This window comes from Streptomyces sp. NPDC104106, from assembly GCF_055584345.1.
The window spans coordinates 793,277-810,294 of record NZ_JBVJMF010000001.1 but is presented as its reverse complement, the minus strand read 5'-3'; the positions used below and the strand labels follow the sequence as shown (position 1 = coordinate 810,294).

Sequence of the window (17,018 nt, the reverse complement as noted above, 5' to 3'; positions counted from 1 at the left end):
GCCGTAACCGGCGATCCGCGGAGTGACGTGGTGCACACTGGCCAGACCCGCACCACGTCAGGGAGCGCACCGTGACCGCCTCGCACACGATCGCCGGAGAGGAACCGGACCACCTCACCCAGGCCGGGAGCCGACAGGTCCACGTCGACCCCCTCGCCGCGCTGCGCGCGCCCGGCGACCCGCCCTGGGACGTCTACCTGACCGGCACGGTCTTCCTCGACATCATCTTCACCGGCCTGGACTCGGCGCCCGTGCGCGGCACCGAGTCCTGGGCCCGGGGCATGGGCTCCAGCCCCGGCGGCGTCGCCAACATGGCCACCGCGCTCGCCCGGCTCGGGCTGAGGACCTCCCTCGCGGCGGCCTTCGGCGACGACCACTACGGCGAGTACTGCTGGGACGCGCTCGCACAGGGCGAGGGCATCGACCTCACGGCCTCGCGGACCGTGCCCGGCTGGCACTCGCCGGTGACCGTGTCGATGGCGTACGAGGGCGAGCGGACGATGGTGTCGCACGGGCACGAGCCGCCGCCGGAGGCGGTGTTCCCCCAGGGGGGCGCGCCGGCTCGCGCGCCCCGCGCGCGGGCCGCCGTGGCCTCCCTGACGCCGGGCACGCGCGCGTCCTGGATCGCGCAGGCCGCCCGCGAGGGCACCCGGATCTTCGCCGACGTCGGCTGGGACGACACCGGGGCGTGGGATCTGTCGGGGCTCGCCGACCTGCGGCACTGCGAGGCGTTCCTGCCGAACGCCGAGGAGGCGAAGCGGTACACGGGTGCCGACTGCCCGCGCGTCGCAGCGCACGCGCTGACCGAACACGTGCCGGTGGCCGTGGTCACGCTGGGTTCGGAGGGGGCGTACGCGGTGGACCGGCGGACGGGCGAGGCCGCCGAGGTGCCCGCGATCGCCGTGGAGGCGCTGGATCCGACCGGGGCGGGGGACGTGTTCGTCGCCGGGTTCGTGACCGGGTCCCTGGCGGGGTGGCCGCTGGCCGACCGGCTGGCGTTCGCCGGGCTCACGGCGGCGCTGTCGGTGCAGGAGTTCGGGGGATCGCTGTCGGCGCCGGGGTGGTCGGAGATCGGGGCGTGGTGGCGCCGGGTGCAGTCCCTGCCGGGGCAGGATCCGGCGGCGTTGCAGCGGTACGCGTTCCTGGACGGGCTCGTGCCGGAGGAGCTGGACCGGCCGTGGCCGCTGCGGCGTGCGGTGCCGACCATCGGTTTCCGCCGCTCCGGCTGACGTCCCAGGGGGCTCCGCCCCCTGCACCCCCTCTTCGCCCACGCGCCCACCCGTCTCGGTCGGCTGGACGGCGGGCGCCCGGTGCTGGGGTGCGCGGAGACGTCGCGGTGGGCGAGAGGCCGGGGGCGAAGGGCGAGGGCGTCGGTGAGTGGCGTCCGCGGGTTTGGGGGAGCGGGGCTGTTCGGGGGCGGGGGCGGCCGGCGGCGCCTGGGGGAGCCGGGGGCGGTAGGTGGAGACCGTGGGAAGCGGGGCCGGTGGCGGTGGCGGTGGCGGTGGCGGTGTCGGGGATGCGGGAGAGCCGGAGGGCGGCGTTGGAACGGCGGTGTGGGAGGCGCCGGAGGTGGCCGCTGGTGGTGCTGGTGTCGGGGCGTGGAGGAGCCGGGGGTGGCGGTGTGGCAGGTACGAGGGTGTGTGGACAGCCGGGAGGGGGGACGCAGGGGGCGTGGTGGGTTTGGGAGCGGGGTCTCGTGGTGGTGTCGGGGATGTGGGGTAGCCGGGGCGGCGGTGGGGGACGGTCACGGAAAAGGCATACGGGGTTGTCGGCGCACCGTCGTACCCTGGAATCGCGAGGCCGCCCTCAGCCAGGCGGCCGTGACGAGGAGGAAGCGCAGGCCTCAGCGCCGGCCCATGACACAGACATCCACAGCTCACACCCCCGCGCAGGAGCAGGCGAGAGCGCAGTTCACCGTCCCCGCCCAGCACCCCATGGTGACCGTGCTGGGTTCCGGCGACTCCCTCCTGCGCGTGATCGAGAGGGCCTTCCCGGCGGCCGACATACACGTCCGGGGCAATGAGATCAGCGCGGCCGGCGATCCCGCCGACGTCGCCCTCATTTCGCGCGTGTTCGACGAGATGATGCTGGTGCTCCGCACCGGGCAGCCGATGACGGAGGACGCAGTGGAACGCTCGATCGCCATGCTCAAGGCGAGCGAGAACGGGACGAGCGACGGCCCGGAGACCCCGGCCCAGGTGCTGACGCAGAACATCCTGTCCTCGCGGGGGCGGACCATCCGCCCGAAGACCCTCAACCAGAAGCGGTACGTCGACGCGATCGACAAGCACACCATCGTCTTCGGCATCGGCCCCGCCGGTACGGGCAAGACCTACCTGGCCATGGCCAAGGCCGTTCAGGCCCTGCAGTCCAAGCAGGTCAACCGGATCATCCTGACCCGGCCGGCGGTGGAGGCGGGCGAGCGGCTCGGCTTCCTGCCCGGCACGCTCTACGAGAAGATCGACCCCTACCTGCGCCCGCTGTACGACGCGCTGCACGACATGCTCGACCCGGACTCGATCCCGCGGCTGATGGCGGCGGGGACCATCGAGGTCGCGCCGCTCGCCTACATGCGCGGCCGGACCCTCAACGACGCCTTCATCATCCTGGACGAGGCCCAGAACACGAGCCCCGAGCAGATGAAGATGTTCCTCACCCGCCTCGGCTTCGACTCGAAGATCGTGATCACGGGTGACGTGACCCAGGTGGATCTGCCGGGCGGGACCAGGAGCGGTCTGCGGCAGGTGCAGGAGATCCTGGAGGGCGTCGAGGACGTCCACTTCTCCCGGCTGTCGTCCCACGATGTCGTACGGCACAAGCTGGTGGGCCGTATCGTCGACGCGTACGAGAAGTACGACAGCAAGTACGGCACCGAGAACGGCACCCACAAGGACGGCCACGGCAAGCCCGGTGCCAAGGGCTCCAAGGGGAAGTAGACCAGCACGACCATGTCGATCGACGTCAACAACGAGTCCGGTACCGAGGTCGACGAGCAGGCGATCCTCGACATCGCCCGCTACGCGCTCGCGCGGATGCGCATCCACCCGCTGTCCGAGCTCTCGGTGATCGTCGTGGACGCCGACGCCATGGAGCAGCTGCACATCCAGTGGATGGACCTGCCGGGGCCCACCGATGTCATGTCGTTCCCGATGGACGAGCTGCGGCCGCCGTCCAAGGACGACGACGAGCCGCCGCAGGGGCTGCTCGGCGACATCGTGCTGTGCCCCGAGGTCGCCGCCAAGCAGGGGGCGGAGGCCCCGACGCAGCACTCCATGGACGAGGAGCTGCAGCTGCTCACCGTCCACGGCGTGCTGCACCTGCTCGGCTACGACCACGAGGAGCCCGACGAGAAGGCGGAGATGTTCGGGCTCCAGGCCGCCATCGTCGACGGCTGGCGGGCCGAGCGCGGCCTGACCGGACCGTCGCCGGCGCCGACGGTCTCGTAGGCGGGCTGGTCCGTCCATGTCCCCGCAGATCGTGATCGGCGCGATCGCGCTGGTCGTCGCCGCCTGGCTCGCCGCCTGCGCGGAGGCGGGCCTCGCGCGCGTCTCCAGCTTCCGCGCCGAGGAGGCCGTCAAGTCCGGCCGGCGCGGCAGCGCCAAGCTCGCCCAGGTCGCCGCGGACCCCACCCGCTATCTGAACCTGGCCCTGCTGGTGCGCGTCGCCTGCGAGATGGCGGCCGCGGCCCTGGTGACCTACGCCTGCCTGGAGGCGTCCACCGCCACCTGGGAGGCCCTGCTGGTGGCCATCGGGGTCATGGTGCTCGTGTCGTACGTCGCGGTCGGCGTCTCCCCGCGGACCATCGGCCGCCAGCACCCCCTCAACACCGCGACAGCGGCGGCGTACGTGCTCGTGCCGCTCGCGCGCGTGATGGGCCCGATCCCGTCGCTGCTCATCCTGATCGGCAACGCCCTGACGCCCGGCAAGGGCTTCCGGCGCGGGCCGTTCGCCTCCGAGGCGGAGCTGCGCGCCCTCGTCGACCTCGCCGAGCAGGAGTCGCTGATCGAGGACGAGGAGCGCCGGATGGTGCACTCGGTCTTCGAACTCGGCGACACACTGGTGCGCGAGGTGATGGTGCCGAGGACGGACCTGGTCACCATCGAGCGCTTCAAGACCATCCGCCAGGCGCTGACGCTGGCGCTCCGCTCGGGCTTCTCCCGGATACCGGTGACCGGCGAGAGCGAGGACGACATCGTCGGGATCGTGTATCTGAAGGACCTGGTCCGCAAGACGCACATCAGCCGCGACGCCGAGAGCGACCTGGTCTCCACCGCCATGCGCCCGGCCGTCTTCGTGCCCGACACCAAGAACGCCGGCGACCTGCTGCGCGAGATGCAGAAGGAGCGCAACCACGTCGCCGTCGTCATCGACGAGTACGGCGGCACCGCCGGCATCGTCACCATCGAGGACATCCTGGAGGAGATCGTCGGCGAGATCACCGACGAGTACGACCGCGAGCTGCCGCCCGTGGAGGACCTCGGCGACAACCGCTTCCGGGTCACCGCCCGGCTCGACATCACCGACCTCGGCGAGCTGTACGGGCTGGAGGAGTACGACGACGAGGACGTCGAGACCGTCGGCGGACTGCTCGCCAAGGCCCTCGGCCGCGTGCCCATCGCGGGCGCGTCCGCCGAGGTCGAACTGCCCGACGAGCGCCGCCTGAAGCTCACGGCGGAGGCCGCCGCGGGCCGCCGCAACAAGATCGTCACGGTGCTGGTGGAACCCTCCGGCACGGAGGACGAGGAGAAACCCGAGTGACCCCCGACCAGTTGCGCGCCTTCTGCCTGTCCTTCAACACCGCCGTGGAGGAGTTCCCGTTCAACCCGGAGACGTCGGTCTTCAAGGTGCTGGGCAAGATGTTCGCCCTGTCGAACCTGGGCGGGCGGCCGTTGACGGTCAACCTCAAGTGCGACCCGGAGGACGCGGTGCGGCTGCGCGGGGAGCACGAGGGACTGATCGTGCCCGGCTGGCACATGAACAAGCGGCACTGGAACACCGTCACGGTGGACGGGGGCCTGCCGGCGCGGCTGGTCCGGGAGCTGATCGAGGACTCGTACGACCTGGTCGTCGCGGGGCTGCCGCGTGCGGAGCGGCTGCGGCTGGACCGGTCGTAATTCCGTTGCGGGTCCCTGGTGCCGCCCGAGAGCATCCGGTGTATGACGATTCGCTATCCGCGCCCCCTGCGCCCCGGTGACCGTGTCGGTGTGACCTCCCCGTCGAGCGGGGTGGCGGAGGAACTGCGGGGGCGGCTCGACGTCGCGGTCCGGGACATCGAGGCGCGCGGGTACGAGGTGGTCGTCGGCCGCTGCATGGACGGCTCGACCCACCTCAGCGCCCCGGCTGCCGAGCGCGCCGCCGAACTCACCGACATGCTCACCGATCCGGCGGTCCGGGCCGTGGTGCCGCCGTGGGGCGGGGAGACCGCCGTCGACCTCCTGCCGCTCCTCGACTTCGAGGCGATCGGACGGGCCGAGCCGACCTGGGTCGTCGGCTACTCGGACATGTCCACGATCATCACCCCGCTGACCCTGCTCACCGGCGTCGCGACCGTCCACGGCACCAACCTCATGGACACCCCGTACCGGACGCCGCAGGGGCTCGCCTCCTGGCTGGACATCGTGGCCGCGCCGCAGGGCGAGCCGTTCACCCAGGTGCCCCCCGGCCGGTACCGGTCGGGGGGTTACGACGACTGGCGGCGCGACCCGGAGGTGCGGGAGTTCACCCTGGACGCGGAGGGCTCCTGGACCCGGCTGGACGGCGGCGGTGACGTCGACGTCGAGGGACGGCTGATCGGCGGCTGCATCGAGACCCTCGTCAACGTCGCGGGGACGCCGTACCTGGACACCGCCGGCTTCGCCGGGGACGAGCCGCTGCTCGTGTACGTCGAGGCCTGCGAGGACAACGCGTTCACCATCTGCCGCAATCTGCACGGCCTGCGTCTCGCCGGGTTCTTCGACCGCGCCGGCGCCGTCCTCGTCGGCCGGACCCACGCCCCCGACCGCCCCACCCTCACCCAGTACGAGGCGGTGCTCGACGCGCTCGGACCGCTCGGGGTGCCGATCGTCGCCGACGTCGAGTGCGGGCATGTCGCGCCCTTCCTGCCGCTGGTGAACGGCGCGCGCGGCCGCGTGGTGCACACGGCGGCGCGGAGCGCGATCACCCAGACCCTGCACTGACCCCGTGGCGGGGCGGGCGGGGCGCCGCTTCGTATGCTCGGGGCATGACCGAGAGCAACGCGCTTGATCCCGAGGACCGCAAGATCGTGACCCTGGCCCGTTCCGCGCGGGCCCGCAACGGTGTGCCCGAGGGGGCGGCCGTACGGGACGAGACGGGGCGGACGTACGTCGCGGGGACGGTGGAGCTGGCCTCGCTGCGGCTGAGCGCGCTGCGGACCGCCGTCGCGATGGCCGTGGCGTCCGGGGCGACGTCCCTGGAGGCGGCGGCGGTGGTGAGCGAGAAGGAGTCCGTGCCCGCGGAGGACCTGGCCGCCGTGGCCGACCTCGGCGGATCCGGGACGCCCGTCCTGATCGCCGGCCCGGACGGCGAGGTCCGCGGCACCGTCTCCGCGGGCTGAGCCGGCCGTTGTCCAGCCGACCGACAGGTCGGCTGGATTTCATCCTTGTTGGGTTCTCGCCCTTGCGCATCAATGGAGCCGTACCTTTCCGACGGGCCGTCAGATCCGCACCGCCGCAGCAGCGTGCCCGCACCCGCCTGCTCAAGGCCTCTCGTCCGTCGGCCCCCACTTGGCACTCCCCACCAGGGAAGGGAAGCGGATCTCCATGAGAGGCAAGCGCACGGCAATGGGTGCGGCACTGGCCGCCGGGGCCCTCGCGGTCACCGGTCTGGCCTTCGCGCCCTCCGCGGCCGCCGTCACCCCACAGTCGGCGACCATCACCGCGAGCTGCGGCATCTTCGGCGGCGGTTCGGCCACGCTGACCGCCACCCAGAGCGGCACCTCGGCCACCCTGACCCTCACCTCCTCGGCGATCACCACGCCGGTCGCGGTGGCGCAGGACTCCATCACCTCCACCCTCACCATGGCCGACGCGGGCGGCGGCAGTGTCGTCTTCAGCGGGACCAGGAACCCGGCCATGAACGCCGGTGACTCCGTCAGCGTCGGTCCCCTCAGCGGCACCGTCGCCTCCGGTGACAGCCTGGACGCATACGGCGGCTCGCTGCAGATGGTGATCTTCGGGATCACCGTGACCTGTACCGCGAGCGGCCCGCAGTCGCCCGGACCCTTCGTCTTCGACTGACGCCCGAGACCGGCCGAACCGACTGATCTGTTCCGGATGCCGCAGAAACTGATGAACCGTCAGGTTTCTGCGGCATCTTCATTGACTTCTCACCGCCGCTCCACGTCAATGCCCCCTGTCGGCGCAGCCGAGCCGCTGCGCCCGCGACCCTCAGGAGGGGGCCCATGGGTGCCACAGCCACACTCCCGGAAGCACGGACCAGACCACGAAGATCCCCGCGATGGCGCTGGATCTCGCTGTTCGGGGCCACCGCGCTCGCGGTCGCCGCGGGCGGTGCGCTGGCCTGTCCGGCCGGTGCCGCCGGCGCGAACGTCGACTTCGCCACGCACTGCATCCCGCCCGCCGTCGCCGGCCTGCCGCCCATCGACGGCACCACCACCGCCGCCGTCTCGGTGGACAACACCAGTCCCAAGGTCGGCGACACCGTCACCGTCACGTACACCGTGGTGACCGCCGCCGCGGCCAACCCGACCGAACTGGCCCTGCCCGCCGACATCATGACCCCGACCGGCAAGGTCACCCTCGGCGGCGCGCAGAGCGGGGACGTCACGGTCGCCGGGCCGAGGAAGAACCCGCCGGTGCCGGGGAAGGCGGCCTTCCCGTCCTTCTCCATGACCGGCACGTTCACCGTCACCAAGCCGGGGAAGATCACCCTGTCGCCCGGCGACTACAACATCCACACCAGCTACATCATGGAGCTGGACACCCCCTGCACGGTCACCAACCCGCCCGCACCGGTCTCCGAGACCGTCACGGCCGGCGACGGCACTCCCGCCAACACCCGGTCGATCGCGCTGAGTTCGGCCTCCGGCAACCCGGGAGTGAGCGTCACCGTCAGCGGCAGCGGCTTCACGCCGGGCGCGAGCGTCACCCTGGCCGGCCGGGCCGGGGACCGGCAGACCCAGGACACCGCGACCGTGACCGCGAACGCCCAGGGCTCCTTCAGCGCCCCCCTCGTCGTCAACGACAGGACGACGACCGGGATCGTGGCCTACGAGGGCGGCTCCTGGAGCGCGGACAAGGGCGCGGGGCCGGCCGCCTACGTCGTCAACGACACCACGCCCGTCCCGCCGGGCAGCCAGAAGCTGACGACCAGCGTCAAGGCGGGCACCCTCGCCATGACCCAGGCCGGGGACTCCGTCACGCTGTCGTCGGTCGACTTCGGCCAGGGCGGGGCCTCGACCGGCAAGCTCCAGACGGTGACCGTCAAGGACTTCCGCGGCGGACCGGCCGGCTGGTCGCTCACCGGCAAGGTCACCGACTTCACCGGGCCCGGGGCGAAGATCGACGCCGGCAGGCTCAGCTGGACACCCGCCTGCGCCACCAAGGCGGGCAGCCCCAGCACCTGCAAGGCAGGTTCGGCGGGGACCGTGGGCGGTTCGGGAGCGACCCTCGCGTCGACCTCCGACGGCACGCTCACCGGCGGCCAGTTCACGGTGGACGCCGGACTCTCCCTGGACGTCCCGGCGTTCACGCCCCCGGGTTCGTACGCGGGCGTGCTCACGCTGACGCTCACCTGAGCCCGACCGAGCACACGGGCGTCCGCACCCGCCCGTCCGTCCCTTCCTCACCCCAGGGGTCCGCACCCATGCGCAAGCTGTACGTCCTCCTCCTGGGCCTGCTGCCGGCATGGCAGGCCGTACCCGCGCACGCCGCCGACAACGGCAGCTGGTCCGTCTACCCGGTCGCCTCGCAGGTCGCCGCGCGCCCGTACTTCTCCCTGACCGCCGATCCCGGCCAGAGCCTCACCGACAAGGTCGCCGTGCAGAACAAGACCGGCGGCCCGCTCACCTTCCGGCTCTACGCGGCCGACGCCTACAACACCGCCCGCGACGGCGGATTCGCCGTGCGCGGCCCGGCGGAGCCGATGCACGGGGTCGGCGCCTGGGCGGAGCCCGCCAGGTCCCGGATCACCGTGCCGGGGCACGCGACCGTCACCGTGCCGTTCACGCTGCGCGTGCCGCAGGGCGCCGAACCGGGCGACCACCCGGGCGCGATCGTCGCCCTCGACGAGCACATGGAGCGCGGCGGCGGCTCCCTCGCCCTCGGCGTGCGGCAGGCCGTCGGCGCCCGGGTCTACCTCCGGGTCAGCGGGCCCACGCTCCCCGCGGTCGCGGTCGAGCAGGTGCGGATCAGCCACCACCAGCCGCTGATCCCGGGGCTCGGCGCCAGTACGGCGACCATCTCCTACACCCTGCGCAACACGGGCAACGTCACCGTCGACCCGCGGGTGCGGCTGAGGGCACGCGGGCTGTTCGGCCGTACGCTGCTCGACCGCACCCTGACCCGGGTCCCCTCCGAGCTGCTGCCGGGGCAACGCGTGCGGCTGACCGAGGCGTGGTCCGGGGCGCCCCAACTCGACCGGGCGAAGGTGACGTTGACCGTGAGCGCGCCGGGCACCCGGCAGTCGGCGAGCGCCGCCTTCCTCGCGCTGCCGTGGCTCCTCGCCGGGCTGTCGGCCGGGGCGGCTGCGGTGTGCGGCGCGCTGCTGGTCAGAGCGCGTCGGGGCCGTGTTCGCCGGTCCGCACGCGGACGACCGTCTCGACGGGCACGGACCACACCTTCCCGTCCCCGATCTTCCCCGTCCGCGCGGCCCTGACGATCGCGTCGATCACGGCGTCGGCGTCCGCGTCCTCCACGACGACCTCGATGCGCGCCTTCGGCACCAGGTCGACCCGGTACTCGGCCCCCCGGTACACCTCGGTGTGGCCGCGCTGACGGCCGTAGCCGCTCGCCTCGGTGACGGTCAGACCGTGCACCCCCAGCTCCTGCAGGGCGGTCTTGACCTCGTCGAGGCGGTACGGCTTGACGATGGCGGTGATGAGCTTCATGCCTGGGGCTTGACCTTCTGGACGGAGGGGACGACGGACGCGCTGACCGGGGCGCCGTGGCCCAGGACGCCGTGATCGTATGCCGTCTCCGCGTGCACCGTAAGGTCCAGCCCGGTGTGCTCCTGCTCCTCGCTCGCCCGGAAGCCCAGCGCCTTGTCGAGCAGCTTGCCGAGGCCGTACGTCACCGCGAAGGCGTACACCGCCACGACGACCACGGCGAGGAACTGCCTGCCGAGCGGGGCGAGGCCGCCGCCGTAGAACAGGCCGTCCGTGCCGCCGGTCATCGCCCTCTCGGCGAACAGTCCGATCAGCAGGGTGCCGATGACGCCGCCGACCAGGTGGACGCCGACGACGTCGAGCGAGTCGTCGTAGTTCAGCTTGAACTTCCAGCTCACCGCGTACGAGCAGACGACACCGGCGGCGAGGCCGACGACGAGGGCGCCGAGCAGGGAGACCGTGCCGCAGGACGGGGTGATGGCGACGAGACCGGCGACCGCGCCGGAGGCGGCGCCGAGGGTGGTGGGGTGACCGTCGCGCTTGTGCTCCACGAAGAGCCAGCCGAGCAGGCCGGTGCAGCCGGCCGCCATGGTGTTGAGGAATGCCGCCGCGGCCAGGCCGTTCGCGCCGAGCGCGCTGCCCGCGTTGAAACCGAACCAGCCGAACCAGAGCAGACCGGCGCCGAGGATCACCATGGGCAGGTTGTGCGGGCGCATGGCGTCCTTCTTGAACCCGAGGCGGGGCCCGAGGACCAGGCACAGGGCGAGCCCGGAGGCGCCGGAGGTGATCTCGACGGGCAGACCGCCCGCGAAGTCGAGCGCGCCGAGCTTGTCCGCGATCCAGCCGCCGGGGCCCCACACCCAGTGGGTCACCGGGACGTATACGACGAGGGCCCAGACGGGGACGAAGACCAGCCAGGCCGAGAACTTCGTCCGGTCGGCCACCGCGCCGCTGATCAGGGCGGCGGTGATGATCGCGAAGGTCAGCTGGAAGGTCGCGAAGAGGAGGGTGGGGACCGTGCCGTGCACGCTGCCCGGAGTGATGCCGGCCATGCCGGCGTGGCCGAGGCCGCCGACGAGCCCGCCGAACGCGTCGTCCCCGAAGGCGAGGGAGTAGCCGGCGGCCAGCCAGACCACCGTGACCAGGGCGATCGACACGAAGCTCATCATCAGCATGTTGAGGACGCTCTTCGTGCGGACCATGCCGCCGTAGAACAGGGCCAGCCCCGGCGTCATCAGCAGGACGAGGGCGGTGGCGGCGAGGAGCCAGGCGGTGTCGCCGGTGTTCACTTGGGGCGCGGCGGCGAGGGTCACGGGCGTCTCCAACGGGGGTCGGGGCTGCGTCAGAGGGTCACCGGCGCGCGTTTCCGGTCGCGTACGGGTGTGTTTCCGTGACGTTTCATTGCCCGAGGGTTACCAAAACCTCACTGTGCGGCCGGGCCCTGTGGATCAGGGACAATGAACGGCATGAGCGTGCGTACCCAGTCATCCGAGCAGTCGGCCGAGGCCGTCCACCGCGCCGGCTTCGCCTGCTTCGTGGGCCGCCCGAACGCGGGCAAGTCCACCCTCACGAACGCTCTGGTCGGGCAGAAGGTGGCGATCACCTCGAACCGGCCGCAGACCACCCGGCACACGGTGCGCGGCATCGTGCACCGGCCGGACGCGCAGCTGATCCTGGTGGACACCCCGGGGCTGCACAAACCGCGCACGCTGCTGGGCGAGCGCCTGAACGACGTCGTGCGGACCACGTGGGCCGAGGTCGACGTGATCGGCTTCTGCCTGCCCGCCGACCAGAAGATCGGCCCCGGTGACCGCTTCATCGCCAAGGAACTGGCCGGCATCAGGAAGACCCCGAAGGTCGCCGTCGTCACGAAGACCGACCTGGTCGACTCGAGGGCCCTGGCCGAGCAGCTGATCGCCATCGACCAGCTCGGCAAGGAGCTGGGGTTCGAGTGGGCGCAGATCGTGCCGGTGTCGGCGGTCGGCGACAAGCAGGTGCAGCTGCTGGCCGACCTGCTGATCCCCCTCCTCCCCGAGGGCCCGGCGCTCTACCCCGAGGGTGACCTGACGGACGAGCCCGAGCAGGTGATGGTCGCCGAGCTGATCCGCGAGGCCGCGCTGGAAGGCGTCCGGGACGAGCTGCCGCACTCCATCGCGGTCGTGGTCGAGGAGATGCTCCCGCGCGAGGACCGCCCGGCGGACAAGCCGCTGCTGGACATCCACGCCAACGTCTACATCGAGCGCCCCAGCCAGAAGGGCATCATCATCGGCCCCAAGGGCAAGCGCCTGAAGGACGTCGGCATCAAGTCCCGCAAACAGATCGAGGCCCTCCTGGGCACACCGGTCTTCCTCGACCTGCACGTCAAGGTCGCCAAGGACTGGCAGCGCGACCCGAAGCAGCTGCGCAGGCTGGGCTTCTAGCCGGTCCCGTGAGCAGGTGGAGGTGCTCGTCCGCCTTCAGCGGTCGGCGGGGTGGGGGGCCATGTCCTGCAGGCCCACCACCCGCAGCAGCTGGAGCCGTTCGTAGGAGTCCGTTCCCGGGCGGGCCGTGTGGACGACGAGCAGGTGGTGGTGCTCGTGACTCAGCATGACCTCGCAGTCCAGCTCCAGGAGGCCGACCAGCGGATGCTGGAAGCGCTTGGTCGCCCGGTCGCGCAGGGACACCTCGTGTTCGTCCCACAGACGCGCGAACTCCTCGCTGGATGACCGGAGTTCGGCGACCAGCCCGGCCGGCTCCGGGTCGTCGGGGCGGGCGGCGGCCACCGCGCGCAGATTGGCCACGTGGGCGCGCGCGTGCGGCTCGTGGTCCTCCGGCGGGAAGAGCGAGCGCGCGGCCGGGTCCAGGAAGAAGCGGCGGGCCAGGTTCCGTTCGCGCCGGGGACGGGACATCACGTCGCCGACCAGCGCCCGGGCCATCGCGTTCTGGGCCAGGACCTCCCCGCAGTCGTTCAAGAGCTGCGCCGGAGTGTCGTACAGCCGGTCCAGGATCAGCAGCAGACCGGGCCGGACATGCGCCGACGCGGTCTCGCGGCGCGGCGGCTCCTCGCCGGCCAGGTGGAACAGGTGGTCGTGCTCGGCGTCGCCGAGACGCAGCGCACGCGCCAGCGCCGTCAGCATCTGGCGGGACGGGCGCGGGCCACGGGACTGCTCCAGCCGCGTGTAGTAGTCCACCGACATGCCCGCCAGCCCCGCCACCTCCTCCCGGCGCAGGCCCGGTGTACGCCGCCGGGCCCCCGGCGTCAGGCCCACGTCCGACGGGCTCAGCCGGGCGCGGCCCCGGCGCAGGAAATCGGCGAGTTCGGCTCGGTTCACCCCTCCAGCGTGCGGCAGGCCGCCGGGCTTATCCAGGGACTGCCGATCCCCCGACCGACAGGTCTCTCCCGCTCTGCCGCCGCCGGGACCGAGGCTGGCCGGCGACGAGAGGAGCACCTGATGCTGACATTGGTGACCGGGACGACAGGACAGGTCGGGCGCCGCTTCGTGCCCAGGCTGCTGGCGCAGGCGCGGCCGGGGGAGAGGGTGCGGGTCCTGGTCAGGGACGCCGCCCGCGCGGAGCGCTTCGAAGGCCTCGGCGCCGAGGTCGTGCTCGGCGATCTGCGCGACGACGACGTGCTCGGCAAGGCCGTGGCCGGGGCGGACGCCGTCGTGAACGTCGCCGCCGCCTTCCGCGGGGTGCCCGACGAGGAGGCCCGGGCCGTCAACCGGGACGCGGCCGTGGCCCTGGGCCGGGCCGCGCAGGCCGCCGGTGTCCGACGGTTCGTCCAGGTCAGCACCGGGCTGGTGTACGGCACCGGCCGCGGCCGGCCGCTGGTCGAGGACGACGAGTCCCGGCCCGGCGGCGCGATGTGGGGCGCCTACCCCGAGTCCAAGGCGGCGGCCGAACGGGAGCTGCTCGCCCTCGACGGCCTGGACCTGAGGATCGGCCGGCTCCCCTTCGTCTACGGCGAGGGCGACCCGCACCTCGCCGACTCCCTGCGCTGGGCCGCGCACTGGGCACCCACCCAGCGGCTGCACATGGGCCACCACGCCGACGTCGCCCAGGGGCTCCTGCGGCTCCTGTACGCGCCGGCGGTGAACGGCCCGGTCCACAACATCGCCGACGACGCCCCCGTCACCGCGGTCGATCTGCACCAACTGGGCGGCGCCGAACCGCCCGCCGGCATGGCCACCCGGACCGACCCCGACCCGTGGCTCGGCATCATGTCCACCGGGAAGATCCGCCGCGACCTCGGCTACCGCCCGCTCTTCCCGAGCGTCTGGACCGCCCGCGACGCCGGCGCCCTGTAGCCACAGGCGTCAGCGACGGCCTCTCAGTCCACGCCCCGGATCCGGCCCACCAGCACCGCCCCCGCCAGCCCGATCACCGCCGCCGTCAGGTACAGCACCCGGTACCCGCCCAGGTAGGTCACGACCGGCGCGGCGAGGGCGGGGGCCGCGACCTGGGGCAGGGCGTTGGCCACGTTGATCACGCCGAGGTCCTTGCCCCGGTCCAGCGCCTTCGGCAGGACGTCCGTCATCAGCGCGAAGTCCACGGAGGTGAACACGCCGAAGCCGATCCCGAGGACCGCCGCCGCGACGACCGCGCCGGACCAGGTCTGCCACCCCGCCAGCGCCGCCGTCGCCACCGCCATCAGCACCCCGGACCAGACGACGAACGGCTTGCGCCGGCCCACCCGGTCCGACCAGACCCCGCCCGCCACGACGGTCGCCATCAGCGTCAGGCTGTTGACGGCCGTCAGGATCAGCACTCCCTGGCCGGGGTCGTGGTAATGGAGGCGGTCGCGCAGGTAGTACAGCAGGTACAGCAGCACCAGCGCGTTGCTGAGGTTGATCAGGAACCGGGTCAGCCACGCCCAGCCCAGGTCCGGGTACCGGCGCGGGCTCAGCCAGAAGCCCGCCAGGAAACCGCGCCAGGACCACGGCGGGCGGTCACCGGCGGACAGCGGCAGGTCCGGGTACCGCAGCACGTACGGCAGCACGCCCGCCACCGTGCACACCGCGCACGCCGCGTACCCGGCCCCGGTGCCGCCGGCCGCCGTCGCGAGTCCGGTGCCGCCGACCACGCCCAGGATCTGAGCGGCGCCCAACCAGCCGCCCACCGCGCCGCGTTGGCCCCTGGGCACCCGGTCCGGCACGGCCGCCGTCACCGCCGCGAACGCCGCGTTCAGGGTGAGCTGCACCAGGCACCAGCCCGCCGCCATCGACCACACCCCGCCCGCCCGCGCGAGCAGCAGCAGCGACAGCGCCCCGCCCGCCGTCCCGGCCACGATCCACGGCGTACGGCGGCCCGGGCGGGCGGTCGTCCGGTCCGACAGCGCGCCGAAGAAGGGGTTGGCGAGCAGCGAGACCCCCGCGCCCGCCCCCGTCACCCAGGCGAGCACGGTCTCCTTTGACATCCCGGAGCCGGGCGCGAAGTCCTTGGCCTGGGAGGCCAGCAGGATCTGCAGCGGGCCGAACCAGCCCACCCAGATCGCCCCGTTGGCGAGCGAGAGCGCCGTGGTCCAGCCCCGGCCGACCGGTTCGGCCGGCTCGGACAGCGCCGCCGCGGGGCGGACCGCGGTCATCTCTGGGCCGAGAGCACGTCCCGGAACCAGTGGTAGGAGGCCTTCGGGGTGCGCTTCAGCGTGGCCGGATCGGCGAAGTCCACGTGCACCAGGCCGAAGCGGCGCGCGTAGCCCTCCGCCCACTCGAAGTTGTCCAGCAGGGACCACACGAAGTAGCCGCGCACGTCCACCCCGGCCGCGAGCGCGCGGTGCAGGGCGCGCAGGTGGCCGTCCAGGTAGGCGATGCGGTCCCGGTCGTCCAGGCCGTCGTACGAGCAGCCGTTCTCGGTGATGACGATCGGCGGGAGCTTGTCGCCGTAGGCCTCGCGGAAGCCGGTCAGCAGTTCCGTCAGCGCCTCCGGGACGACCGGCCAGCCGAAGTCGGTCCTCGCCGCGCCCTCGATCTCCCTCACCGAGAAGGGGAGTTCGGCGGGAAGGGTGAGGCCGCCGTACTCGCCGTCGCCGCCCCCGGGCGCGCCGACCCGGGTGGGCGCGTAGTAGTTGATCCCGTACCAGTCGACGGGCTCGGCGATGACCTCCAGGTCGGCCGCGACGTCGTCGCCCGGCATCAGCTCGCCCATGCCCTCGGGGTATTGGCCGAGGATGACCGGTTCGGCGAACAGGCGGTTGAGGAGGACGTCGTAGAAGCCCGCAGCCTCCCGGTCGGCCGGGGCGTCGGAGGCGGGCCAGGTGGGGCCGTGGGAGTTGGCGATGCCGATGTCGTGCGCGCCGGCCGCGCGCAGGGCCCGTACCGCGAGGCCGTGGGCGAGGAGCTGGTGGTGGGCGACCGGGAGCGCGTCGAACAGGAGCCGCCTGCCGGGGGCATGGGCGCCCAGCGCATGCCCCAGCAGTGTGTGTTCGGCGGGCTCGTTGAGGGTGATCCACTTCGGCACGCGGTCGCCGAGCCGCTCGGCCACCACGCTCACGTGATCGGCGAACCGGGCCGCCGTCTCCCGCTCCAGCCAGCCGCCCGCCTCCTCCAGCGAAGCGGGCAGGTCCCAGTGGAAGAGCGTGGGCACGGGCCGGACGCCCGCCGCGCACAGCTCGTCCACCAGGCGGTCGTAGAAGTCCAGCCCGCCCGGGGAGTTCACCCGCGGCCAGGAGACGGAGAAGCGGTACGCGTCCACGCCCAGGCCGGTGAGGAGGGCGACGTCCTCGCGGTAGCGGTGGTAGTGGTCGCAGGCCACCGCGGCCGTCGAGCCGTCCTTCACCCGGCCGGGCTCGGCCGTGAACACGTCCCACACGGAAGGTTCGCGCTCTTCGGCCGCGCCCTCGATCTGGTGGGCCGAGGTCGACACACCCCACAGGAAGCCGTCGGGGAACCGGGGTATCGGATCGCCTGCGTCAGTCGCCATGGCCGGATCATCCTTACCCTCGGTAACAGAAGTCAAC

Annotated in this window: 17 protein-coding genes; 12 read left to right on the top strand and 5 right to left on the bottom strand. The window is 72.6% G+C overall.

Annotated features, from left to right (window positions below; translation table 11 throughout):
* Positions 1-71 precede the first annotated feature (71 nt).
* The 10 genes from ACZ60X_RS03785 (at position 72) to ACZ60X_RS03740 (ending at position 9,855) form a co-directional block, all read left to right on the top strand.
* Entirely contained in the window at positions 72-1,229 is a 1,158-nt protein-coding gene (locus ACZ60X_RS03785) for a carbohydrate kinase family protein (RefSeq protein ID WP_469592858.1), read from the top strand.
* A gap of 627 nt (positions 1,230-1,856) precedes the next feature.
* On the top strand, positions 1,857-2,936 hold the full coding sequence (locus ACZ60X_RS03780) for a PhoH family protein (protein WP_469592856.1): 1,080 nt from the start codon (positions 1,857-1,859) through the stop codon (positions 2,934-2,936).
* A gap of 12 nt (positions 2,937-2,948) precedes the next feature.
* Positions 2,949-3,446, top strand: coding sequence for an rRNA maturation RNase YbeY (gene ybeY, locus ACZ60X_RS03775; protein ID WP_030657030.1), 498 nt, complete (start codon positions 2,949-2,951; stop codon positions 3,444-3,446).
* A gap of 16 nt (positions 3,447-3,462) precedes the next feature.
* The gene (locus ACZ60X_RS03770) at positions 3,463-4,758 is read left to right on the top strand and encodes a hemolysin family protein (protein ID WP_469592854.1); all 1,296 of its coding nucleotides are present in this window, start codon (positions 3,463-3,465) and stop codon (positions 4,756-4,758) included.
* Complete coding sequence (locus tag ACZ60X_RS03765; RefSeq protein ID WP_469592851.1) at positions 4,755-5,114, top strand: MmcQ/YjbR family DNA-binding protein; 360 nt, start codon at positions 4,755-4,757, stop codon at positions 5,112-5,114. The genes ACZ60X_RS03770 and ACZ60X_RS03765 overlap by 4 nt, the downstream gene beginning before the upstream one ends.
* 42 nt (positions 5,115-5,156) lie before the next feature.
* Positions 5,157-6,176, top strand: coding sequence for a S66 family peptidase (locus ACZ60X_RS03760; RefSeq protein WP_469592849.1), 1,020 nt, complete (start codon positions 5,157-5,159; stop codon positions 6,174-6,176).
* A 44-nt stretch (positions 6,177-6,220) separates the two neighbouring features.
* Positions 6,221-6,574 carry a cytidine deaminase gene (locus ACZ60X_RS03755; RefSeq protein WP_469592847.1) on the top strand — a complete coding sequence of 118 codons (354 nt, stop codon included), beginning with the start codon at positions 6,221-6,223 and terminating at the stop codon, positions 6,572-6,574.
* Between the two features lie 205 nt (positions 6,575-6,779).
* Positions 6,780-7,256, top strand: a complete 477-nt coding sequence (locus tag ACZ60X_RS03750; RefSeq protein WP_469592845.1) for a hypothetical protein — start codon at positions 6,780-6,782, stop codon at positions 7,254-7,256.
* Between the two features lie 164 nt (positions 7,257-7,420).
* Positions 7,421-8,776, top strand: coding sequence for a beta-xylosidase (locus tag ACZ60X_RS03745; protein ID WP_469592843.1), 1,356 nt, complete (start codon positions 7,421-7,423; stop codon positions 8,774-8,776).
* A 68-nt stretch (positions 8,777-8,844) separates the two neighbouring features.
* Entirely contained in the window at positions 8,845-9,855 is a 1,011-nt protein-coding gene (locus ACZ60X_RS03740) for a DUF916 domain-containing protein (protein ID WP_469592841.1), read from the top strand.
* On the opposite strand, the gene ACZ60X_RS03735 is transcribed toward ACZ60X_RS03740, so the two are convergent.
* The gene (locus ACZ60X_RS03735) at positions 9,749-10,087 is read right to left on the bottom strand and encodes a P-II family nitrogen regulator (RefSeq protein ID WP_469592839.1); all 339 of its coding nucleotides are present in this window, start codon (positions 10,085-10,087) and stop codon (positions 9,749-9,751) included. The genes ACZ60X_RS03740 and ACZ60X_RS03735 overlap by 107 nt on opposite strands.
* The gene (locus ACZ60X_RS03730) at positions 10,084-11,397 is read right to left on the bottom strand and encodes an ammonium transporter (protein ID WP_469592837.1); all 1,314 of its coding nucleotides are present in this window, start codon (positions 11,395-11,397) and stop codon (positions 10,084-10,086) included. Before ACZ60X_RS03730 ends, ACZ60X_RS03735 begins: the two co-directional genes overlap by 4 nt.
* Positions 11,398-11,550: 153 nt before the next feature.
* On the opposite strand from ACZ60X_RS03730, the gene era reads away from it, so the two are divergent.
* Positions 11,551-12,504: a GTPase Era gene (gene era / locus ACZ60X_RS03725; RefSeq protein ID WP_469592834.1), complete on the top strand. Its 954-nt coding sequence runs from the start codon at positions 11,551-11,553 to the stop codon at positions 12,502-12,504.
* Between the two features lie 36 nt (positions 12,505-12,540).
* On the opposite strand, the gene ACZ60X_RS03720 is transcribed toward era, so the two are convergent.
* A complete protein-coding gene (locus ACZ60X_RS03720; RefSeq protein ID WP_469592832.1) occupies positions 12,541-13,395 on the bottom strand; it encodes a helix-turn-helix transcriptional regulator in 855 nt (284 codons plus the stop codon).
* A 120-nt stretch (positions 13,396-13,515) separates the two neighbouring features.
* On the opposite strand from ACZ60X_RS03720, the gene ACZ60X_RS03715 reads away from it, so the two are divergent.
* The gene (locus ACZ60X_RS03715; protein WP_469592830.1) at positions 13,516-14,370 is read left to right on the top strand and encodes an NAD-dependent epimerase/dehydratase family protein; all 855 of its coding nucleotides are present in this window, start codon (positions 13,516-13,518) and stop codon (positions 14,368-14,370) included.
* A 23-nt stretch (positions 14,371-14,393) separates the two neighbouring features.
* Here ACZ60X_RS03715 and ACZ60X_RS03710 read toward each other — a convergent pair whose 3' ends face one another.
* Together ACZ60X_RS03710 and ACZ60X_RS03705 are read right to left on the bottom strand one after the other, a co-directional pair.
* Positions 14,394-15,647 (bottom strand): MFS transporter, encoded by a 1,254-nt coding sequence (locus ACZ60X_RS03710; protein ID WP_469592828.1) that lies wholly within the window; start codon positions 15,645-15,647, stop codon positions 14,394-14,396.
* Positions 15,644-16,981 carry a GH1 family beta-glucosidase gene (locus ACZ60X_RS03705; protein ID WP_469592826.1) on the bottom strand — a complete coding sequence of 446 codons (1,338 nt, stop codon included), beginning with the start codon at positions 16,979-16,981 and terminating at the stop codon, positions 15,644-15,646. Before ACZ60X_RS03705 ends, ACZ60X_RS03710 begins: the two co-directional genes overlap by 4 nt.
* Positions 16,982-17,018: the final 37 nt, after the last annotated feature.

What these genes read in the sequence shown, in the direction of transcription:
- ACZ60X_RS03760 (WP_469592849.1), top strand. Translation starts at nt 5,157, where the DNA reads ATGACGATTCGCTATCCGCGCCCCCTGCGCCCCGGTGACCGTGTCGGT.
- ACZ60X_RS03745 (WP_469592843.1), top strand. Translation starts at nt 7,421, where the DNA reads ATGGGTGCCACAGCCACACTCCCGGAAGCACGGACCAGACCACGAAGA.
- ACZ60X_RS03715 (WP_469592830.1), top strand. Translation starts at nt 13,516, where the DNA reads ATGCTGACATTGGTGACCGGGACGACAGGACAGGTCGGGCGCCGCTTC.
- ACZ60X_RS03750 (WP_469592845.1), top strand. Translation starts at nt 6,780, where the DNA reads ATGAGAGGCAAGCGCACGGCAATGGGTGCGGCACTGGCCGCCGGGGCC.
- ACZ60X_RS03705 (WP_469592826.1), bottom strand. Translation starts at nt 16,981, where the DNA reads ATGGCGACTGACGCAGGCGATCCGATACCCCGGTTCCCCGACGGCTTC.
- ACZ60X_RS03770 (WP_469592854.1), top strand. Translation starts at nt 3,463, where the DNA reads ATGTCCCCGCAGATCGTGATCGGCGCGATCGCGCTGGTCGTCGCCGCC.
- ybeY (WP_030657030.1), top strand. Translation starts at nt 2,949, where the DNA reads ATGTCGATCGACGTCAACAACGAGTCCGGTACCGAGGTCGACGAGCAG.
- ACZ60X_RS03780 (WP_469592856.1), top strand. Translation starts at nt 1,857, where the DNA reads ATGACACAGACATCCACAGCTCACACCCCCGCGCAGGAGCAGGCGAGA.
- ACZ60X_RS03755 (WP_469592847.1), top strand. Translation starts at nt 6,221, where the DNA reads ATGACCGAGAGCAACGCGCTTGATCCCGAGGACCGCAAGATCGTGACC.
- ACZ60X_RS03740 (WP_469592841.1), top strand. Translation starts at nt 8,845, where the DNA reads ATGCGCAAGCTGTACGTCCTCCTCCTGGGCCTGCTGCCGGCATGGCAG.
- ACZ60X_RS03735 (WP_469592839.1), bottom strand. Translation starts at nt 10,087, where the DNA reads ATGAAGCTCATCACCGCCATCGTCAAGCCGTACCGCCTCGACGAGGTC.
- era (WP_469592834.1), top strand. Translation starts at nt 11,551, where the DNA reads ATGAGCGTGCGTACCCAGTCATCCGAGCAGTCGGCCGAGGCCGTCCAC.
- ACZ60X_RS03710 (WP_469592828.1), bottom strand. Translation starts at nt 15,647, where the DNA reads ATGACCGCGGTCCGCCCCGCGGCGGCGCTGTCCGAGCCGGCCGAACCG.